Source organism: Muriventricola aceti (assembly GCF_025567565.1).
Classification (GTDB): Bacteria; Bacillota; Clostridia; order Oscillospirales; family Oscillospiraceae; genus Lawsonibacter; species Lawsonibacter aceti.
Window position 1 is genome coordinate 69,406 of record NZ_JAOQKF010000009.1, and the last position, 18,754, is coordinate 88,159.

Annotated in this window: 19 protein-coding genes; 13 read left to right on the forward strand and 6 right to left on the reverse strand. The window is 54.0% G+C overall.

The genetic code is table 11. The features are described from left to right. The 8 genes from OCV64_RS10805 to OCV64_RS10840 all read left to right on the forward strand — a co-directional run. Nucleotides 1-357: hypothetical protein (locus OCV64_RS10805; RefSeq protein ID WP_262669989.1), on the forward strand; the 357-nt coding region annotated here is incomplete at its 5' end. Between the two features lie 106 nt (nucleotides 358-463). After that, nucleotides 464-727 carry a phage ORF5 protein gene (locus tag OCV64_RS10810; protein WP_262669990.1) on the forward strand — a complete coding sequence of 88 codons (264 nt, stop codon included), beginning with the start codon at nucleotides 464-466 and terminating at the stop codon, nucleotides 725-727. Continuing rightward, complete coding sequence (locus tag OCV64_RS10815) at nucleotides 720-881, forward strand: hypothetical protein (RefSeq protein WP_262669991.1); 162 nt, start codon at nucleotides 720-722, stop codon at nucleotides 879-881. Before OCV64_RS10810 ends, OCV64_RS10815 begins: the two co-directional genes overlap by 8 nt. After that, nucleotides 874-1,377: a hypothetical protein gene (locus tag OCV64_RS10820; RefSeq protein WP_262669992.1), complete on the forward strand. Its 504-nt coding sequence runs from the start codon at nucleotides 874-876 to the stop codon at nucleotides 1,375-1,377. Before OCV64_RS10815 ends, OCV64_RS10820 begins: the two co-directional genes overlap by 8 nt. A 64-nt stretch (nucleotides 1,378-1,441) precedes the next feature. Beyond that, on the forward strand, nucleotides 1,442-3,133 hold the full coding sequence (locus OCV64_RS10825; protein ID WP_262669993.1) for a major capsid protein: 1,692 nt from the start codon (nucleotides 1,442-1,444) through the stop codon (nucleotides 3,131-3,133). Between the two features lie 12 nt (nucleotides 3,134-3,145). Then, on the forward strand, nucleotides 3,146-4,186 hold the full coding sequence (locus OCV64_RS10830) for a hypothetical protein (RefSeq protein WP_262669994.1): 1,041 nt from the start codon (nucleotides 3,146-3,148) through the stop codon (nucleotides 4,184-4,186). A 165-nt stretch (nucleotides 4,187-4,351) separates the two neighbouring features. Beyond that, nucleotides 4,352-5,026, forward strand: coding sequence for a rolling circle replication-associated protein (locus OCV64_RS10835; protein WP_262669995.1), 675 nt, complete (start codon nucleotides 4,352-4,354; stop codon nucleotides 5,024-5,026). A 332-nt stretch (nucleotides 5,027-5,358) separates the two neighbouring features. Continuing rightward, nucleotides 5,359-6,954, forward strand: coding sequence for an ABC-F family ATP-binding cassette domain-containing protein (locus tag OCV64_RS10840; RefSeq protein ID WP_147572376.1), 1,596 nt, complete (start codon nucleotides 5,359-5,361; stop codon nucleotides 6,952-6,954). Between the two features lie 59 nt (nucleotides 6,955-7,013). Here the strand turns inward: OCV64_RS10840 and OCV64_RS10845 are convergent, their stop codons facing one another. After that, a complete protein-coding gene (locus tag OCV64_RS10845; RefSeq protein ID WP_147572377.1) occupies nucleotides 7,014-7,709 on the reverse strand; it encodes a YjjG family noncanonical pyrimidine nucleotidase in 696 nt (231 codons plus the stop codon). Between the two features lie 348 nt (nucleotides 7,710-8,057). Here OCV64_RS10845 and OCV64_RS10850 point away from each other — a divergent pair, with 348 nt between their 5' ends. The 5 genes from OCV64_RS10850 (at nucleotide 8,058) to OCV64_RS10870 (ending at nucleotide 14,229) form a co-directional block, all read left to right on the forward strand. Beyond that, the gene (locus OCV64_RS10850; RefSeq protein ID WP_262669996.1) at nucleotides 8,058-9,749 is read left to right on the forward strand and encodes a Na/Pi cotransporter family protein; all 1,692 of its coding nucleotides are present in this window, start codon (nucleotides 8,058-8,060) and stop codon (nucleotides 9,747-9,749) included. Nucleotides 9,750-9,830: 81 nt separating this feature from the next. Beyond that, the gene (locus tag OCV64_RS10855; protein WP_147572379.1) at nucleotides 9,831-10,844 is read left to right on the forward strand and encodes an alpha-hydroxy-acid oxidizing protein; all 1,014 of its coding nucleotides are present in this window, start codon (nucleotides 9,831-9,833) and stop codon (nucleotides 10,842-10,844) included. A gap of 108 nt (nucleotides 10,845-10,952) precedes the next feature. After that, complete coding sequence (locus OCV64_RS10860) at nucleotides 10,953-11,459, forward strand: RNA polymerase sigma factor (protein WP_147572380.1); 507 nt, start codon at nucleotides 10,953-10,955, stop codon at nucleotides 11,457-11,459. Next, complete coding sequence (locus OCV64_RS10865) at nucleotides 11,456-12,922, forward strand: hypothetical protein (RefSeq protein WP_262669997.1); 1,467 nt, start codon at nucleotides 11,456-11,458, stop codon at nucleotides 12,920-12,922. The genes OCV64_RS10860 and OCV64_RS10865 overlap by 4 nt, the downstream gene beginning before the upstream one ends. Before the next feature lie 374 nt (nucleotides 12,923-13,296). Further along, nucleotides 13,297-14,229: an LCP family protein gene (locus tag OCV64_RS10870; protein WP_240286472.1), complete on the forward strand. Its 933-nt coding sequence runs from the start codon at nucleotides 13,297-13,299 to the stop codon at nucleotides 14,227-14,229. 41 nt (nucleotides 14,230-14,270) lie between these two features. On the opposite strand, the gene OCV64_RS10875 is transcribed toward OCV64_RS10870, so the two are convergent. The 5 genes from OCV64_RS10875 to OCV64_RS10895 all read right to left on the reverse strand — a co-directional run bounded on the left by OCV64_RS10875 (nucleotide 14,271) and on the right by OCV64_RS10895 (nucleotide 18,652). After that, nucleotides 14,271-14,513 (reverse strand): hypothetical protein, encoded by a 243-nt coding sequence (locus OCV64_RS10875; RefSeq protein ID WP_186852880.1) that lies wholly within the window; start codon nucleotides 14,511-14,513, stop codon nucleotides 14,271-14,273. A 53-nt stretch (nucleotides 14,514-14,566) separates the two neighbouring features. After that, nucleotides 14,567-15,070 (reverse strand): NUDIX hydrolase, encoded by a 504-nt coding sequence (locus OCV64_RS10880; protein ID WP_262669998.1) that lies wholly within the window; start codon nucleotides 15,068-15,070, stop codon nucleotides 14,567-14,569. Between the two features lie 136 nt (nucleotides 15,071-15,206). After that, complete coding sequence (locus OCV64_RS10885; RefSeq protein ID WP_262669999.1) at nucleotides 15,207-16,451, reverse strand: S1C family serine protease; 1,245 nt, start codon at nucleotides 16,449-16,451, stop codon at nucleotides 15,207-15,209. 30 nt (nucleotides 16,452-16,481) lie between these two features. Next, nucleotides 16,482-17,909 carry a sensor histidine kinase gene (locus OCV64_RS10890; RefSeq protein WP_147572386.1) on the reverse strand — a complete coding sequence of 476 codons (1,428 nt, stop codon included), beginning with the start codon at nucleotides 17,907-17,909 and terminating at the stop codon, nucleotides 16,482-16,484. A 50-nt stretch (nucleotides 17,910-17,959) separates the two neighbouring features. Further along, the gene (locus tag OCV64_RS10895) at nucleotides 17,960-18,652 is read right to left on the reverse strand and encodes a response regulator transcription factor (protein WP_147572387.1); all 693 of its coding nucleotides are present in this window, start codon (nucleotides 18,650-18,652) and stop codon (nucleotides 17,960-17,962) included. Between the last annotated feature and the right edge of the window lie 102 nt (nucleotides 18,653-18,754).

Sequence of the window (18,754 nt, forward strand, 5' to 3'; positions counted from 1 at the left end):
GCTAGTTTCTACAAAGAACACAACATTGAGCCACCTTTTAGTTTAATGTCACGAAAACCCGGTATTGGTAGAGGCTACTATGACAGCAATTTAGACAGTTTGTATGACTACGATTATATAAACGTGTCTACCAGACAAGGAGGTGTAAAGTTCAGGCCGCCCCGTTATTTCAACCGTCTGTTAGAGACAGACAATCCCGAATTATCAGAGAAGCTCCGTGAAGCCCGTAAGAACCTAGCGAAAGAGATATCCCGTTGTAAGCTCTCTCAGACCGACAAGCGTTATATGAACATGTTGGATACTGAGGAGGAAGTAAAACAAGAGGCTGTAAAGACTTTAAGGAGGTCTAAGTTATGAGAAAGAAACAGCCCAGAGCGAAGGACAAGAAATATTTTCGTAGAACCGCATCCCAAGCCAAAGCTATCAACATTGACCCCAAAATCTATCGAGGAGGAATTAGACTATGATGTTCAACATTTATGCCGTCCGTGACGTGAAGGTAGGTTTCCAGTCTATCACCATCCAGCCTAATGACCCCGTAGCCGCTCGCTCCTTTGAGAGCACTGTTATCAATTCCGATTCGGTCCTGTTTACCCATGCCGAGGACTTCTCTTTGTACCGTCTAGGCACTTGGGACAGTGATACTGGCCATATCATCCCCGAGGAAATGCCTGTCCTGATTCTGGAAGCTAGGTCCTGTTTGCAAGGAGGTAAGAAGCATGTTTAGTTATTCCGTCTGCATGGCCAGTCTTGGCCGTATCCATACCTTTGGCCCTTATCGTACAATGCGTAAGGCCCATGAAGTATTCGATATTGTCACTAAGGTTGCTCCGTCTGATGCCACTGTCAATATTATCTGCGAGGAGGATAAAAATGCCTAAGTTTGCCAATCAGTTTGAGCCACACGCCCGGATTCACACCAATCCGGGCACTCCTGAAAAAGTCCTCTATGGTCCTGTGTTCGATGAGAATGGTACTCTAGATCTAGAGCCTAAAGGCAAGGAGAATCTGTATGACTATATCCAGTCCCACAAGGATTCTTGTGATATCAAGCTCATTGTAGACCGCTGTGCCCGTGGAGATTTATCTGCCCTTTCTAAAGCCCAGGGTATGTACGGCGACTTCACCACCCTGCCCCGGACCTACGCAGAAGCCCTTCAAGCCCTTGCAGATGCCGAACATTTCTTTATGCGCCTCCCAGTCGAGACCCGTGCAAAGTTCGACCACGACCCCCATAAATTCATAGTCAGCATGGATAAACCCGGCTTCCTTGAGAAGCTTGGAGTACCAGTCCCCAATAGCGGAGCTGAACAACAGCCCCCGACGCTAACGACCAGCGCCGCTACTGCACCCGCTGGCGAAGTTTCAACCGATTAGGTTGTAAACAATCATCCACTTTAAAAACTAAATAAAAAATCTAATTCTAAATAGGAGCTATAATATGAATAGGAATACTAACAGTCATTTTGCGTTAAATCCTACTAGAATAGATATGTCAAGAAGTACGTTTGACAGAAACAGTTCTGTAAAAACAAGCTTCAACGTTGGTGACATTGTCCCATTCTATGTAGATGAGGTGTTGCCCGGTGACACATTTGATATCGATACCTCTAAAGTTATTCGCATGCCTTCCTTACTTACTCCAATTATGGATAATCTGTATCTTGATACCTATTATTTCTTTGTTCCCAATCGAATTGTTTGGCAACATTGGAAAGAGCTTATGGGAGAGAATAACGAAAGTGCTTGGATACCCACCACAGAGTACGAAGTCCCGCAGATTACGGCTCCTTCTGGTGGTTGGAGTATCGGTACTATTGCTGATTATATGGGTGTACCTACTGGTGTTAGTGGTCTCTCTGTCAACGCTCTTCCTTTTAGAGCATACGCTTTGATTTGTAATGAGTGGTTCAGAGATGAAAACCTCTGTGACCCGTTGAATATCCCCTTGACCGACGCAACCGTCGCTGGTGTGAACACTGGCACATTTGTGACAGATGTCGCAAAAGGCGGCCTCCCCTACAAGGCCGCTAAGTACCGGGACTACTTCACAAGCTGTCTCCCAGCCCCTCAGAAATCTGAGGATGTGACCATCCCTGTTTCCGGTGGTGCTAATTATCCTGTTGTTCCTATGGCTGATTTAATTGCACCTGTTACCGCTACTGCTCATGGTTTACAGTGGTACGGCAATCCTACTGCCGGTAATTCGTCTGTTCCGGTTAGTAATCCTAAAAAATTTTTGCATACTGCCGTATCTTCTTCTAGTGAGATTAGCGGAGATAATATGGGTATTTATCAAGATGTTCCTTCTGGTACTAGAGAGGTTTTTCCCGCTAACCTTTATGCCATTAATAGTGGTGATGTTTCTTCCGCTACCATTAACCAGCTCCGTCTAGCTTTTCAAGTCCAGAAGCTCTATGAACGTGACGCAAGAGGCGGTACACGCTATATTGAGGTTTTGAAGTCTCACTTTGGTGTGACCTCCCCGGATGCCCGTTTGCAACGCCCGGAATATCTTGGTGGCAACCGTATTCCCATTGTCATCAGTGAGATTAACCAGACTAGCGGCACTTCCGCTAATAGCACCCCGCAAGGTAACCCTTCCGGCCAGTCCCGGACTACCGATGTTCACAGTGATTTCAAGAAGTCCTTTGTAGAGCATGGCTTTATCATTGGCGTTATGGTTGCCCGTTATGACCATACCTACCAGCAGGGTCTAGAGCGTTTCTGGTCCCGTAAAGGCCGCCTTGATTATTACTGGCCTGTATTCGCCAATATTGGCGAACAGGCGGTGTTAAATAAGGAGATCTATGCACAGGGCAATGGTACTGATGATGAGGTATTTGGCTATCAGGAAGCATGGGCTGACTATCGTTATAAGCCCAATCGTGTAACAGGTGAGATGCGTTCTCAAGCTCCCCAGTCTCTTGACGTTTGGCACCTTGGCGACGATTACAGCAAGCTTCCTTCTCTGTCTGATTCTTGGATTCAGGAAGATTCCGCTGTTGTCAACCGTGTTATTGCGGTCAGTGAGGAGAACAGTAATCAGCTTTGGGCAGATATTTTTATCAAGAATAAGTGTACCCGTGCTATGCCCATGTACAGCATTCCCGGTCTGATTGACCATCATTAAGGAGGTTGCATTATGGCCGTATCGTATGGTAAGAATGGTGCCGGTTGGAGCCCTTTCCCCGGTGGTCCTGTCTATGATAGTGGTGCTAGTAGTGCGGTTACGGCGAATAGAGGGGCCAGTAGTGGCCCCTCTTCTGCCAGTGGCGCTATTAACGGTATCGCTAACAATATATCTAAGATTTCAGGCATCACCAGTGCTAACAATGCTTGGAGTGCTCAACAGGCCGAGGAGTTGAGGAAATGGCAAGAAGCCCAAACAGACAAGGCTATGAAATACAATTCGCAGGAAGCGGAGAAAAACAGGTCGTGGCAGGAATACATGTCCAGCACGGCCCATCAGAGGGAAATAGCCGATTTGAAAGCTGCTGGTTTGAATCCGGTATTAAGTGCGATGGGTGGCAACGGCGCGAGTGTTACCAGTGGTGCGACTGCGTCTACCTCCGCACCAAGTGGGGCGATGGGAAGCACGGACACTTCCGGGAGCTCTGCTCTTGTCAATTTGCTAGGCGCAATGCTTACAAGTACCACCGAACTCTCGAAGATGTCAACATCGGCCTTGACAAATCTAGCGGTTGCTGATAAGTATAATAGTGTAAACAAGTATCTTGGTGAGCTTAGTTCTGCCACTCAGTTGAAAGGCTATCAGATAAGCGCACAGACGGCCCTTAGTACCGCTAATATCTCCGCCGCCGCCCAAAGGTATGTTAGCGATAATAATCTGAAAGGCAGTCTTGCAAATGCCGCCGCAACTAAGATTGCCGCCACTATCCATGCAGAGGCTAGTAAGTATGCCGCCGATAAAGGCTATCTTTCTAGTGAGAATGTCGCTAATATCAATGCTTCTGTTAATAAGCAGTTGAAAGAGATGGGAATTAAGTCTGACTTTAGTATGGCTTATTATTTTCCGGATAATCCTTTTCAGTTTAGTGGTAGTGCTTTGGATAAGACTATTGGTAATGTTTTTAGTAAAGATTTGACAATTGGTTTAGATGATATTTTCAGTGAGTTAGGTATGTCTCGCAATTCCGCCCGTGGGGGCGGTTTCAGTAAGTAAGCGTCAGCACTCGTGCCCATTCCTCTCGATATAATGGGCACGAGTGACAGCAAAGGAGGTAAATACATGAAGTGGACAGAGAGATTGGCGAAGTTAATTTTCTTCGTAATTGTGCTTCAAATAGCTTTGTTGTTGCTGAATATGTGTGTTGGAGGGTTTCGTTAAATGCCATGTTATCAACCCCTCTGGGCTATCCCAGATATCAACCCCCGCACAGGTAAGCCCTACCTGACAAAGAACGGTAAGACCAAGTATCATATCTTCGGCTCCGAGAAACCGCTCCTTGACGACCCCCACTTGATTACAATTCCCTGTGGGAAGTGTATTGGATGCCGACTGGAGTATTCACGTCAGTGGGCAAATCGTTGTTTGCTTGAGATGAAAGAGCATGATTCAGCTTACTTTGTGACCCTGACTTATAATGACTGGCATGTTCCTATTTCCCACTATATCGACCAAACGACAGGGGAGTTTTGCGATGTTCAAACTCTGCGGAAGCGTGATTACCAGTTATTCATGAAAAGGTTGCGATTTGCCTTCCCAGACCAGCAAATTCGCTTCTATGCGGCCGGAGAATATGGTCCAAAAACGTATAGACCTCATTACCATGCTATCCTGTTTGGCCTAAAATTGGACGATTTAGAGCCTTATGGAATGTCCGACCAGAACTATCCTTACTATTGGTCAAAAAGTTTGCAAAAAGTATGGGACGAAGGAGAAAACTTGCAAAACCTTTACGAAAAGGTTGAGAAAAAGCCTTTACAAGTCTACCAAAATGTGTTACAATATATACAAGGATGCAAGGAAAGTATAACGCCCCTTGCAAAGCAAAAAAGGTGAGGAAAACCCACTAAGAGTAAATAAAAAAGGGCGCTTTTTCAAAGAAAAAGTGCCCTTGGTAGACATCTGGTAGACACCCAGAAAATGGAAAAGCGGGAAAGCCACGTTTCCCAGCGCTTTCCCGCTTTTTTTGGTAGACATTTGGTAGACCAATGAGAAAAAAGTGTGCGTCGGCGGCAAAAGAGCATTTTAGGCCTTTTCGGTCAGGTATCACAGTTGTCCCCACAATCAGCCTACGATTTCGATCAAAAAGGTGCTATCTTTTTTGGAGCGCATATGTTAAGATGATATACGGATAATTTTGACGATTTGGAAAAGGAGCAGAAGACGACATGATCACTGTCACCGATTTAAGCCTGAATTACAGCGGCACCCCGCTGTTTTCTCACGTGGACTTGCAATTCCTCCGGGGCAACTGTTATGGCATCATCGGGGCCAACGGCGCTGGCAAATCTACCTTTCTCAAGATTCTGTCCGGTGAACTGGACTCCACATCCGGAGAAGTAAATATCCTGCCCAATATCCGTATGTCTGTCCTCAAGCAGGACCAGAATGCTTATGACGCCTACAACGTAATGGACACCGTAATCATGGGCAACCAGCGACTGTACGACATCGGCAAGGAGAAGGAGGCCCTCTACGCCAAAGAGGAGATGACCGACGAGGACGGTATGCTGGCCTGCCAGTTGGAGGAGGAGTACGCCGAGCTGGGGGGCTGGGAGGCGGAATCAGACGCCAGCCGCATCCTCCAGGGGCTGGGTATCGGTACGGAGCTGCACTACAACGACATGGCCACTCTGGACCCCCGGCTGAAGGTGAAGGTGCTGCTGGCCCAGGCCCTGTTTGGTAATCCCGATCTGCTGATGATGGACGAGCCCACCAACAACCTGGACATTGACGCGGTCAACTGGTTGGAAGACTTCCTGCTGGACTTTGAAGGCACGGTTATTGTGGTATCCCATGACCGCCATTTCCTGAACACTGTATGTACCCACATCGTGGACATCGACTATAACAAGATTAAGATGTATGTGGGCAACTACGACTTCTGGTATGAGTCCTCCCAGCTGGTGCAGCAGCTGATTAAGAATCAAAACAAGCGCAACGAGGAGAAGATCAAGGAGCTGCAGGACTTCATCTCCCGCTTCTCCGCCAACAAGTCCAAAAGCAAGCAGGCCACCGCACGACGGAAGCTGCTGGATAAGCTGACGGTGGAGGAGATGCCTGCCTCTTCCCGCCGTTATCCCTGGGTGGCCTTCTCTCCCGACCGAGAGGTGGGCAAGGACATCCTCTTTGTCACCGACGTATCCAAGACCATTGACGGGGTAAAGGTGCTGGACAAGGTGTCCTTCATCGTAGGCCACGGGGACAAGATCGCCTTTGTGGGCGACAACGAGAACGCCCACACCGCCCTGTTCAAGATCCTGGCCGGAGAAATGGAGCCAGACGAGGGCACTGTGAAGTGGGGACAGACCGCCACTTTCTCCTACTTCCCCAAGGATAACACCCCCTACTTCCAGGACAACGACGACAACCTGGTCCAGTGGCTACGCCAGTTCTCCCCCGATCCCCAGGAGCAGTACCTCCGGGGCTTCCTGGGCCGGATGCTCTTCTCCGGGGACGAGGTATACAAGCCGGTGAAGGTCCTCTCCGGCGGTGAGAAGGTGCGCTGTATGCTGTCCCGGATGATGCTCTCTGGGGCCAACGTCCTCCTGCTGGACCAGCCCACCAACCACCTGGACCTGGAGTCCATCGCCGCCCTGAACAAGGGACTGGAGGCCGTGAAATGCAACGTGCTCGTAGCCTCCCACGACCACCAGCTCATCCAAACGGTATGTAACCGAGTCTTTGACTTCACTGCCGATGGAAAGCTCATCGACCGGAAGACCACCTATGACGAGTATCTGGAGAGCCAGAAGGCCGAGTAAGATTTTTCGCAACAGCCAGAGAGAAGAACCGCTCATGGGAGTCCATGAGCGGCTCTTTTTTACAGGGACAACGTCAGAATCTCTCTCACCTGGTTCAAGTCCTGGATGTGGTAGTGGACCGTGAGTCCCTGGGGCAGAGGGCGGTCCTCTGGGTCGTACCAGCAGCACAGAATACCGGCGTTATTGCCCCCCTGAATATCGCTGGTCAGAGAATCCCCCACGATCAGGACCTCCTCTGGGGCGATGGGGCCGACATGGTTAAATACCGCCCGGAAAAAATCTGGGCTGGGCTTTTCGGCCCCTACCTGCTCAGAGATGAACACCCCGTCAAACAGCCGGATGAGCCCTGACTTGTCCAGCTTCCGCTGCTGGGCGACGGCAGTGCCATTGGTAACGGCATACTGCCTGACCTGGCCCTTCAGGTCCCTGACCAGCTCATAGCCGTGATCCCGAAAGACCACGGTTTCTCCCAGCTGAATCTGATAGGCGTGGTTAAACCCCTCGATATCGGAGAACTCGATGCCCTCTGACTGGAAAAACTCCTGGAAGCGGCCGGACAGTACCTGGGGCTTGGTCAACTCTCCCCGCTCCAGGGCATTCCAATATTTCTGGTTGATAGACGAGTATCGGGCCAGCATATCGTCAGGGCATTCCCCCAGGCCGAAGCGGATAAAGCAGGCCCGGATCGCCGCCTTCTCTGCCAAGCCGAAATCCAGCAGTGTGCCGTCGATATCCCATAAAATGACTTGGATCATCCTGAGATCCCCCTCCATTTGGATATATGGTATGGATACCATGATATCGGTCCCGCAAAAAAAGTCAAGAAAATTCTTGCCTATGGCATACTCAAAAAGGATGCGTCTCTTTTTCGTAAAGAAATGTTAAACCTGTGTTAAATCTGTTGACGGTTGACACGGGGGATTTTATAATAAATACTGCCAAAAATTGAAAGACTAAGAGGAAATCGTCATGATGCAGCCAGCCGACTGGTACCAGATCAGCGGAGGAAGAGGATATGAGGCATGACCTGCTCCTGAACATTCAGGCGCGGGCTGTGTCTTTTTTCTTGCCGGGAAGGGCTGCGAGAGAAAGGGAAGAAAGAGATGGGCATTTCAGAAATATTGGGGCTGCTGGGCGGCCTGGCATTGTTTTTGCATGGGATGCAGATGATGAGTTCCGGCCTGGAGGCTGCCGCCGGCGCACGGATGAAGAGTATTCTGGAGCGGCTTACCGCCAACCGCTTTTTGGGCGTGCTGGTGGGTGCGGCCATCACCGCTGTCATCCAGTCCTCCTCCGCTACCACAGTGATGGTGGTAGGCTTTGTAAACGCCGGGATGATGACTCTGGGCCAGGCGGTCTGGATCATCATGGGCGCCAACATTGGTACCACGGTTACCGGCCTGCTCATTGCCCTGGATGTGGGTGAGCTGGCCCCTATGTTTGCCTTTGTGGGCGTGGTGCTGATGGTCTTTGTCAAGGAGCCGAAGCTCCAGCACATCGGCCAGATCCTGGCCGGGTTGGGCGTGTTGTTTATCGGAATGGGCATGATGAGCTCCTCCATGTCTCCATTGCGGGATTCCGAACCCTTTATCCGTATCATGTCCACCTTCTCTAATCCTCTGTTGGGAATCCTGGCCGGTGCGGCCTTTACTGCCGTCATCCAGTCCTCCTCCGCCTCGGTGGGTATCCTCCAGGCTCTGGCCAGCAGCGGCGTGATCAGCTATGCCAGCTCAGTTTTTGTCCTGTTCGGTCAGAACATCGGCACCTGTATCACCGCCGTGCTGGCAGCCATCGGTACCAACCGGAATGCCAAGCGGGCTACTCTTATCCACTTGATGTTCAACCTGATTGGCACCGCGATCTTTACCACTCTGTTTGTTCTCTTTCCTATCGCTGCCGTGGTAGAAGGCACCTTAGTTCTTCCGGGTGAGGTGGGCAGGACCTTGTCCCATCTGATCCCCACTGACCCCATGGCTCAGATCGCCATGACCCATACTGTCTTTAACATCACGACTACCCTGGTCCTGCTTCCTCTGGGCAATTATCTGGCCAAGCTGGCTATCCGCATCCTACCCGACCAGGCTGTGGAGACCGAAGGCCAGGAGAGCATGACCCTGGCCTATCTCACCCCCATCCAAGCCGGAGGCAAAGAGGGCGGCCTGGGTGTATCTGCCATTGTCATCGATCAACTGCGCAACGAGCTCAACCGGATGCTGTCCATGGCACGGGACAACGTGGCGGACAGCTTCCGGGCCGTACTGGCCCGGGATCAGGAGCAGCTGGTCCAGGTGGAGCAGCGGGAGGAGTATATCGACTTTTTGAACCGGGAGATCTCCCGCTATGTGTCTCACCTGATTTCTATTGAAACCAACGAGCAAGGCTCCGCTGTGGTCAGCAGCTTCTTCACCATCTCTGGCAACATCGAGCGTATTGGCGACCACGCGGACAATCTGGCTGGCTATACCCGGATGCTGGTGGGCAAAAATATCTCCTTCTCCGAAACAGCCCAGAGTGAGATCAGTGCTATGCGTGACATCTCTCTGGAGGCCATCTCCGCCCTGCTCCACTACCAGGCCGGTCAGCCCCAGTGGCTGTCCGAGGTGGCCCAGATGGAGCAGAAGATCGATGATATGACCGACAGCTTCCGCCGCGGTCAGCTGCAGCGAATGAAGGAGGGCACCTGCAACCAGGAGGCATGCATCCTCTACTCCGAGCTGCTCACCGACTTTGAACGCATTGGCGACCATGTGCTCAACATCGCAGAGGAGCTGACCAAGGCCCAGACCGGCCTGTAATTACGGACCCCTTCCACTTTTTCTTGACGAATGACCGGGAGAACGGTATGATTGGGAGAGAAAAGTGAGGAGGGGTTTTTTATGACCTATCAAGAGATACTGGAGGCAGCCCGCACCTGCAGCGGCCCATACTGTAAAGCCTGCCCCGTATGCAATGGCCGGGCCTGTAAGAATACCATGCCGGGCCCCGGAGCAAAGGGCAGCGGCACTGTGGCCATCCGAAACTACGAGGCATGGCAGGACATCTGTCTGAATATGGATACCATCACAGTCAACCAGCCGGTAGACACTAGCTATACCTTTTTCGGCCAGAGGTATGAGCTGCCTGTCTTTGCCGGCCCAGTGGGCGCGGTCAAGCTCCACTATGGGGACAAGCTCACCGACTTGGCCTACAACGACATCCTGGTCCCCGGCTGTGCCCAGGCGGGGATCGCCGCCTTTACCGGAGATGGGGCAGACCCGGAGGTCTTTGCCGGGGCCGCCAAGGCCATTGGACAGAACGGCGGGAAAGGGATCCCCACTGTCAAGCCCTGGGACCGGGATACCATTTTTGCCAAGCTGGATGACGCCAAGGCCTCCGGCGCCAAAGTATTTGCCATGGACATCGACGCTGCGGGACTGCCCTTCCTGAAGGGGTTGACCCCGCCGGCGGGCTCCAAGACGGTGGCAGAGCTTCGAGAGATCATCGACTATGCGGGCGTGCCCTTTCTCATCAAGGGTGTCATGACCGTCAAGGGAGCCAGAAAAGCCCTGGAGGCGGGCGCCGCTGGTATTGTGGTGTCCAACCATGGAGGACGTGTGCTGGATGGAGTTCCCGCCACCGCGGCCGTCCTGCCTGCCATTGCGGATGCGGTAAAAGGCCAGATGACAGTCCTGGTGGACGGCGGCATCCGCACTGGCGTGGATGTGTGCAAGGCGCTGGCCCTGGGGGCTGACGCGGTCATTCTGGCCCGGCCCTATGTCACCGCGGTCTACGGCGGTGGGATTGAGGGCGTCAAGGCGCTGACGCGGAAGCTGAAGGGAGAGCTGGAGGACACCATGGCCATGTGCGGTGTCCACTCCCTGGCTGAGATCAGCCGGGATATTATCTTTTAAAAACAGTGTGGGAGCCGCCCGATGGGCGGCTCTTTTTTCAAATATTTTTACCGCCGTGCAGCAAAATGCCCTGTTAAAACGTCTAAATTTACGAAAGGAGGTGGCCCTATGCCCCATATATCCAACCGGCCGGTGGATTGGGAAGCCCTAGTCACAGACAACGAAAACCGCCTGTATCGGGCAGCGCTGGCCATTCTGGGTGATTCTCAGGAGGCGGAGGACGCGGTGCAGGATGCCTTTCTGGTATTTTTGGAAAAAGCCCCGGCGGACCTGGATCGTCCGGACGCCTGGCTGATGCGGGTGCTGGTCAACGGCTGTAAGAGCCGCCTTAGACTCGCTTGGCGGCGGGTGGGCCCCCTGCCGGACACGCTGCCCGCCCCCGCCCTGGAGGAGAGGGCAGAGCTGGAGGAGCTGTTTTCTCTCCCCCCGGAGGACCGAACGGTCATCCATCTTTTCTACTATGCGGGATACTCCACTCGGGAGATTGCCCATATGACCGGACAGCGGCCGGGCACAGTCCGCTCCCGTCTGACCAGAGCCAGACAAAGGCTGAAGAAGCTGCTGGAGTCAGAAGAGGACTGCAAGGGCGGACAACGAAAAGGAGAATTTAAATGAAATATTACAAATCGTATCTTGAACGGCAGGAAATTTCCCAGGAAACCCATAAACGACTCCTGGCCCTGGGGGAAAATAGTCTGTCAACAGGCCGGGCAGTCACCAGTCGGACAAGGTGGGGACACAGGTGGGGGGCGTTGGCGGCCTGCTGTGCCTTGGCCCTGGGACTGGGCGTGTGGCATTTGGCCCAACCAGCCCCGCCAGGGGGACAGACGGCTGCCGACGCCATCTATCCAGGGATCAAAGACACCTACGGCCCTGGGGAGGAACCCCCGTCTGGGTTCACTGTGGCAGAGGGGCCTGACGGAGAAAAAATGATGCTGCCATGTATTCCCTATGTGAACTACCAGAGGGTGGACGGAGAATTGGCGGCGGACGCCGCCCCGGCCCGGTATCTGATAGAGGGTTCTTTCTCCCAGGAACTGACAAAAGAGCAGATCCAAAGGACCTTTTGGGGGCCAGAGGGCAAGCCGGAGGTAGAAAACCCAAAAAACGATTCAGGAAATCTGCCCTGGATGCTGTTTTGGCAGGGCTACACACTCACTGGCTCGGCCCTGTACGACAGGAGCGGGAGCCTGCTGTGGCTGAATATTTGGGGGGAAAATGAGGAGGCGGACAGTTCTTTTACCTTGACCTTGCGGCCGGGGGAGCTGCCCTTCCAGTGCGGTCTTTACTCCGATGTAGAGAGTACCGATGTGATGGGGACCCCAGTCACCGGCTGGAGCCGAGAAGAAGGCGGCCTTTATACCTGCTGCAGCGAGTTCATGGCCGGAGAGGTGGGCGTCCGGTTTGAAAATTCAGGTGGAATTTTTGGTTCGGAATATGGAGAGAGTGCCTCGCTGGTCCAGGGAGGCGCACAGATGTTCAATGCCCTGCTGGTGCGGCAGGCCCTGTCCCAGGACGGCGGCCTGTACCTGGACCACCTGCTGAAGGCGGAGGAGGTGCCGGAGTGGCGGGCGGCGGAATTTTCCTCCCTGGAGGATGCCCGGCAGGAGGTGGATTTCGTCTCCTATCTTCCTGCGGAAGATCTCTCCGGCTATGACGAGTTCTACAGCAGGATGACCTACCAGGAGGGCAGCGAGCACACACTGTACCTGCGTTGGAGCTGGGGATATGACGATGTGACTATCCGGGTGGAGCTGCCCGAGGGAGATGCGGAGTGGGGAAATCTGGTGGATACGGCCCGGCCAGAAACCTACGATGTGCGCCTGTACTCCATCCCCTGGGCGGACAGTGTGCCGGAAGAATACTACGACACCTTCCATTCCCCAGTGTTCCGGGCAGTGGACATGAGCCGGGAGATAGTAGAAGCCAGGGCCTATACCCTGGCTGACCAGGGGGATTCCGACGGCCCCCGTGTGAGCTTTTCCGTCCTCCATGATGACGGAGCCCTGGTGACCTACTCCTGCAAGGGGCTTTCCATAGACCAGGTATGGGCGCTGGTGGAGGAAACATTGGTGTGAACTCCGGGTCGATTCAGTAGGCGGATGCCTGCCTGTATGCCCCGACCGCGCTCTGTCAAAGTTTTGGGGCGGGGCTGGAAAAATTTAATTTTTTATGAATACACCTCTTTCCCCCTTGTCGAAGGCAGACGAAACCGCTATACTGAAAGGGTATTCGCACGGGAAGGGGGAGGATCGCCCTGGAAGAAAAATATGTCAGCGTATCCCGCCAGGGTGGTGCTCGCCGGACAGCACCCAGGCGGGAGCCGGCCCGTCCCCAGCGCCGGGGAGGGCCGCCCAGGAAAGGCAGCGGGCACAAATCCTTATTCTGGGGATTTTATAAATTCCTGGTTTTTCTCTCCGCTGTAATCGTAGCCGTCTATGTGGGCTGGACAATGACCATCAAGCCGCCCCCAATCCAGACCCCTGATCCGACCCCCGTGATCAACGGGGGGCAGGAGGATGGGAGCGGAGATACCGATATTAGCACGCCTCAGGGGCCCCAGCGCCGGGAGCTGGTGTATAATTTCGTCCTACTGGGCAAAGACGTGGACAGTGGCAACACGGACAGCATCATCGTGGTCAGCTTTGACATTCCAAATCGGAAAGTGGGAATGATCTCCATCCCGCGGGACACGGCGGTGGAGCGGACCTGGCGCAAAAATCCCAAAATTAACGGGGCTTTCTACGGGGCAGGGCCGGACGTATTGAAGGAAGAGATCGAGCACACCTTTGGCATCCCCATTGACTACTACGTTCTGGTGGACTTGGAGGGCTTTATAGCCCTGGTGGATGAGCTGGGCGGCGTAGAACTGGATATCCCCTTAGATATGAACTACGATGACCCATACCAGAATCTGCATATTCATTTTACCAAGGGGGTCCACAAGGTGGACGGGCAGGGCGCCATGGAGGCGGTCCGCTACCGCCACGACAATGAGGACAGTCCCAATTATAGGGCTAACCAGTGGTACAGTGATGTACAGCGGGGGGAGATGCAGCGGCAGCTGCTGACCCAACTGGCCAAGAAGGTGGTGTCCTGGAACTCAGTCACAAGGGTAACAGAATTTATCAAGATTTTCCAGACCTATGTTAAAACGGACCTGGAGCTGGAGGAAATGATCTACTTTGCTACCCAGGCCCTCCAGGTAGATCTCTCCACTGGGATCCGCCAGGACACGCTAAAGGGGGACGGCACCAAGACCTATAAGGGCTTTTCATACTGCTTCCTCTACCAGGCGGAGGATATCCTGCCAACGCTCAATGAGCTGGTCAATCCCTACGACACCCCTCTGACCGAGGCGGATCTCCACCTGCCCCAGTCATAAGAGATAAAAAGAGAGCGGATACTTCTGTATCCGCTCTCTTTTTACGGCTCAGTCCCCAGGGTCTGAATCAGCAGATTGCGTAGGGAGATGGCGCTCTGCCGGTTCATTACGATGGAGGCCACATAGTCAGCGGCGGGCGTGGAGATATTCTCCATCCCTTTTGGTGTGACGGTCATGGCGGTTTCCATATATTTATAGGCGATATCCAGGGTGACCTCCAGGACCTCTCCGTCCTTGTCCGACACCTTGCGGATACCAAAGGTATTGGCGTATTCAGGCTTCATGCTCAACCCTCCTTTCTGTCGTGGAAACGGGGGCTCGTGCAGGGCACGCACCCTCATTTTGAGTAGCTAAGGTCCCCACCCATAGGCCCTCCCTTCAGATGCCGGCCATTCAGAACGGCCTCCACCAGCTTGTCCCCCACATAGCTCAACTTCAGGGAAAAGAAGGGGGCGTCCTGGTCTAAAAGGTCGAGAAAGATGTGGTCCCCATCCCAGAGGGGGAGCTCCTTTAGCCTGGCTTTGGGGACCCACTCTAGATCCCCCTCGTCGCACTCCTTCAGCTCACCTGTCCAGCTGTGGACAGTAAACAGGTGCATATACTCAGTGGGCCAGCGGTCGGAGAGGAATGTGACGAGTCCGCGGTAGCGGTAGCCTGTCGCGGTAAGGCCGGTCTCCTCCCGTATCTCCCGCAAGGCACAGTCCTCCGGGCTCTCCTTGTCCTCGAACTTGCCCCCTACACCGATCCACTTGTCCTGATTCAGATCGTTTTCCTTTTTGACCCGGTGGAGCATGAGGTATTCCTCGCCCCGCTGGAGATAGCACAGGGTGGTATTGATCATACGATCCCTCTTTTCTCTCAAAGTATACCATGATGTCCGGTCTAGGGCAACCAAAAACTAAGAACATGAGAAGGCCGGCCCTCACCAGGGAGGTATTCTCCCGTGTAAGCGCCGGCTGGACAACCCCGCTGAAGGGTCATCTGTTGTCTTCCTGCGGGTCTACCAGAGCCACATCTACTGTGTAGCTCTGTCCATCCCGGAGATAGGTCAGGGATACCGTATCGCCCAGCCCCAGGGACTGCTTCAGCCGGGTCAGATCCTGGGTGCTGGTGATGGTCTGGCCGTTGGCGGCCAATAGGATATCGCCGGGGCGGATGCCCTTGGCGTAGGCGTCGCTGGATGGGGTCACATCCATGATCTCCAGGCCCCCGCCCTCTGCGGGAAAGGTGTACACAGTAAAGCCGAAGACTCCGGTGTGGATGACCTGTCCGTCGATTAGCCGGTCCACCACATATTTCACCCGCGTGGTGGGGATAGCGAAGCCCAGTGCCTCGGCAGAGCCGTCCTCCGTGACGATCTTAATGGTGGTCACCCCCACCACCTGGCCATATTGGTTGATAAGGGCGCCGCCGGAGTTGCCAAAGTTGATAGCCGCGCTGGTCTGGATCAACACCATGGTTGTGCCGTCTACCTCTACCTCCCGGTCCAGGGCGGAGATGATGCCGTCCGTAATGGTGGAGCGGTAGCCCAGCGGGTCCCCGATGGCGGCGACCGGATCGCCGATGCGCAGCGCGGCGGAGTCCCCAAACTCCGCCGGAGTCAGTCCGGAGGCATCCACCTTCAACACCGCTAAGTCCTCATCCGCGTCGAATCCTACCAGGCTGGCCTGTAAAACGCTGTTGTTCGACAGGGCGACCCGGACCTCGTCAGCGCCAGCTACTACATGGGCATTGGTGATGATATAGCCGTCTTCCGTCATGATGATGCCTGTACCTGTGCCATATTCCGACTGGCTCTGGGACTCGATGGACACGATGGAGGGGGCGTTCTTCTCATAGATCTGGGTATAGGTCAGCGCCGGTCCGGCAGCTGCCTGGAGCGGAAGGGTCACCCCGGTCCCCGTGGGCGCCTGCCGGATGTTCGGCGGATCGGTGCTGTATTCCTCCTGCTGGGCCCACCAGTCCTCCCCTGGGTTTGCGGGCAGATAACCCGGCCCGCTCAAAGAGAAGGACAGGTGGCGCCCCAGCACAACAGTAAGCAGACACAGGGCAAGGACCAAAATGGCCAGCCCGGTGATCCAAGGCCACTTTCTCCTCCTCTTTCTGGGGCGCAGGACGGGAATCCCCGCTGCTGGGACAGGGATGTAGGGCAGGTTGGGCACCGGCTGGCTGGGCTGTTCCCAGGGGCCACCCTGCCAGAGACCGTCATGTTTGTTGTCCATAAACTCCCTCCAAACCGGGATGTCCAAATGTCAGGCCAACGTCAGGGTAAAGGTAAACTGAGTGACGCCGTCCTCGCTGGTCGCTGTGATAGTCTCCTTTAGGTTGCCCAAAATCGTCTTGACGATATACAACCCCAGCCCCACACCCTCCCGGTCCATGGAGCGGGAGTAGTCTGCCTTGTGGAATCGCTCAAAAAGGAGGGGCAGTTCATCCTTGGGGATCGTAGAGCCCAGATTCCGGATGGTGGTGTAAGCCTTCCCATCCTTCTTTGTGATCTGGACAGTGATAGCAGTACCGGCGGCGGCAAACTTCGCCGCGTTGTCCAAAAGATTATAGCAGACCTGGGTGATGGAATCCGGGTCCCCCCAGACCATTAGCTTCTCGTCGGGCATCTGGACGTCTACATCCAAATTCCGGCCGGTGATCTTGCTCTCCAGGCTAATGATAACCTGGGACACCACCTCAGTAAGATCGAACTGCTCCTGGGCGGTGACGGTGTTCTCTGTCAGGGCGTTGAGCCGAGCCAGATCCAGCATCCGCCGGACTAACCGGGACAATCGCCTGGTTTCAGATACCACGATTTGTAGAGATTCCTTCTCCCGTTCGGGCGGGATGGTCCCGTCCAGGATTCCCTCGGCAAAGCCGGAGATGGTGGTCATGGGGGTCTTCAGTTCGTGGGATACATTGGCAATAAATTCTGATCGCTGGCTCTCTACCTTGGCCAGGGAGTTGGCCATGGTATTGAACGCCTCAGCCAGGGTGCTGATCTCATCACACCGCCCCTCATAGCTGGTGACCCGGACATCAAACTCTCCACGGCCAAATTTTCGGGCTGCCTCGGCCATCTCGTTTAGAGGCCGGGCCTGGTGGGCGGAAAAGAGGGAGCTGGCGACGAAGGCAATCAGCAGCACCACCACAGCGGTAAAAAAGAAAATGGTGGCGGTGGCCGACCACATCTCCGCCAGGCTGGAGGCGTCGGCAGACACCAGCACCAGCCCCTGGGTGACTGACAGGTTATTCAAGCTGACGGTAATAGGCAGGCTGGCCAGATAGCGCCGCTCCGGGAAGATTCCGCCCAGACTGGTCATACCGGCATAAGAGCCCCGTTCCAGCACCTGGGACACCACTGACTCAGGGACTTTGCTGTTTTCATACGCATAAAAATTGACGCCGTCCGTAGCATAGATGATCTCGCCATCCGGGGCGGCTACAATCACATAAGAATCTGAGATCAGGGCGATGGAGGCGACATAGTTCTGGAACGGCTCACTGCGAAGCTGCTGATAAAAGGAGGAGGCAAACATAGCGATATAGCCGGCATTGCGTTCCATCGCGTCCCGTTTCTCTGAAATGATATAGCGGTAAGAGAGCATCATAAAGGCGGTGGACAGAAGAGTAAAGGACAGCGCGACGATCCCCACCATCATAGCTAGCTGACGTTTATATAACGAACGCAAAGGCTTCACCTCCTTAGGCAGTTTGTCATATCCATCCGATGTCAGCGGGTTCAGGCATTTCCGCCCACCTCAAATTTATAACCCACACCCCAAACAGTCTTCAGCCGCCACTGGTCACTGACATTCTCCAGCTTTTCCCGAAGCCGCTTGATATGGACGTCCACAGTCCGGCTGTCACCGAAATAATCGAAGCCCCATACCTCGTCCAGAAGCTGGTTTCGGGTAAATACCCGGTTGGGAGCAGAGGCCAGATGGAACAACAGCTCCAATTCCTTGGGGGGCGTATCCACCCGCTGGCCGTCTACCAACAGCTCATAGGAGTCCAGGTTGATGACCAGCTTATCGAAGGTCAGCTTTTTGCTGGTCTGCTCCTCCTCCCCCATGGTACGGCGCAGAACGGCATGAATACGGGCCAGCACCTCTTTCATCTCGAAGGGTTTGACAATGTAGTCATCGGCGCCCTGCTCCAGACCTGTGACCTTGTCCTCCGTTTCGCCCTTTGCGGTGAGCATAATAACAGGGGTCTTATCCCCCTCCCGAATCTTCTTCAGCACAGACCAGCCGTCCATAATGGGGAGCATAATATCCAGAAGCACTAAATCGGGCTGAAAGGAGCGAAACAGCTCTACACCCTTACCGCCATCCTGGGCTACCTGGGTTTCGAACCCCTCTTTCTCCAGATAGAGGTGGAGCAGCTCGGCGATGTTGCCATCATCCTCCACGATCAAAACCTTCTTTGGCATAGCCGTACCCTCTTTTCTCAATGTAATTTGTGTATGGGATACCTTTATTATAGCGCGAAACCCCAGTGTTAGGTGAATAATTTGTAAATTGCTCCCACATTT

Coding starts and splice junctions, on each gene's coding strand:
- OCV64_RS10810 (WP_262669990.1), top strand. CDS start 464: ATGATGTTCAACATTTATGCCGTCCGTGACGTGAAGGTAGGTTTCCAG.
- OCV64_RS10815 (WP_262669991.1), top strand. CDS start 720: ATGTTTAGTTATTCCGTCTGCATGGCCAGTCTTGGCCGTATCCATACC.
- OCV64_RS10820 (WP_262669992.1), top strand. CDS start 874: ATGCCTAAGTTTGCCAATCAGTTTGAGCCACACGCCCGGATTCACACC.
- OCV64_RS10825 (WP_262669993.1), top strand. CDS start 1,442: ATGAATAGGAATACTAACAGTCATTTTGCGTTAAATCCTACTAGAATA.
- OCV64_RS10830 (WP_262669994.1), top strand. CDS start 3,146: ATGGCCGTATCGTATGGTAAGAATGGTGCCGGTTGGAGCCCTTTCCCC.
- OCV64_RS10835 (WP_262669995.1), top strand. CDS start 4,352: ATGCCATGTTATCAACCCCTCTGGGCTATCCCAGATATCAACCCCCGC.
- OCV64_RS10840 (WP_147572376.1), top strand. CDS start 5,359: ATGATCACTGTCACCGATTTAAGCCTGAATTACAGCGGCACCCCGCTG.
- OCV64_RS10845 (WP_147572377.1), bottom strand. CDS start 7,709: ATGATCCAAGTCATTTTATGGGATATCGACGGCACACTGCTGGATTTC.
- OCV64_RS10850 (WP_262669996.1), top strand. CDS start 8,058: ATGGGCATTTCAGAAATATTGGGGCTGCTGGGCGGCCTGGCATTGTTT.
- OCV64_RS10855 (WP_147572379.1), top strand. CDS start 9,831: ATGACCTATCAAGAGATACTGGAGGCAGCCCGCACCTGCAGCGGCCCA.
- OCV64_RS10860 (WP_147572380.1), top strand. CDS start 10,953: ATGCCCCATATATCCAACCGGCCGGTGGATTGGGAAGCCCTAGTCACA.
- OCV64_RS10865 (WP_262669997.1), top strand. CDS start 11,456: ATGAAATATTACAAATCGTATCTTGAACGGCAGGAAATTTCCCAGGAA.
- OCV64_RS10870 (WP_240286472.1), top strand. CDS start 13,297: ATGACCATCAAGCCGCCCCCAATCCAGACCCCTGATCCGACCCCCGTG.
- OCV64_RS10875 (WP_186852880.1), bottom strand. CDS start 14,513: ATGAAGCCTGAATACGCCAATACCTTTGGTATCCGCAAGGTGTCGGAC.
- OCV64_RS10880 (WP_262669998.1), bottom strand. CDS start 15,070: ATGATCAATACCACCCTGTGCTATCTCCAGCGGGGCGAGGAATACCTC.
- OCV64_RS10885 (WP_262669999.1), bottom strand. CDS start 16,451: ATGGACAACAAACATGACGGTCTCTGGCAGGGTGGCCCCTGGGAACAG.
- OCV64_RS10895 (WP_147572387.1), bottom strand. CDS start 18,652: ATGCCAAAGAAGGTTTTGATCGTGGAGGATGATGGCAACATCGCCGAG.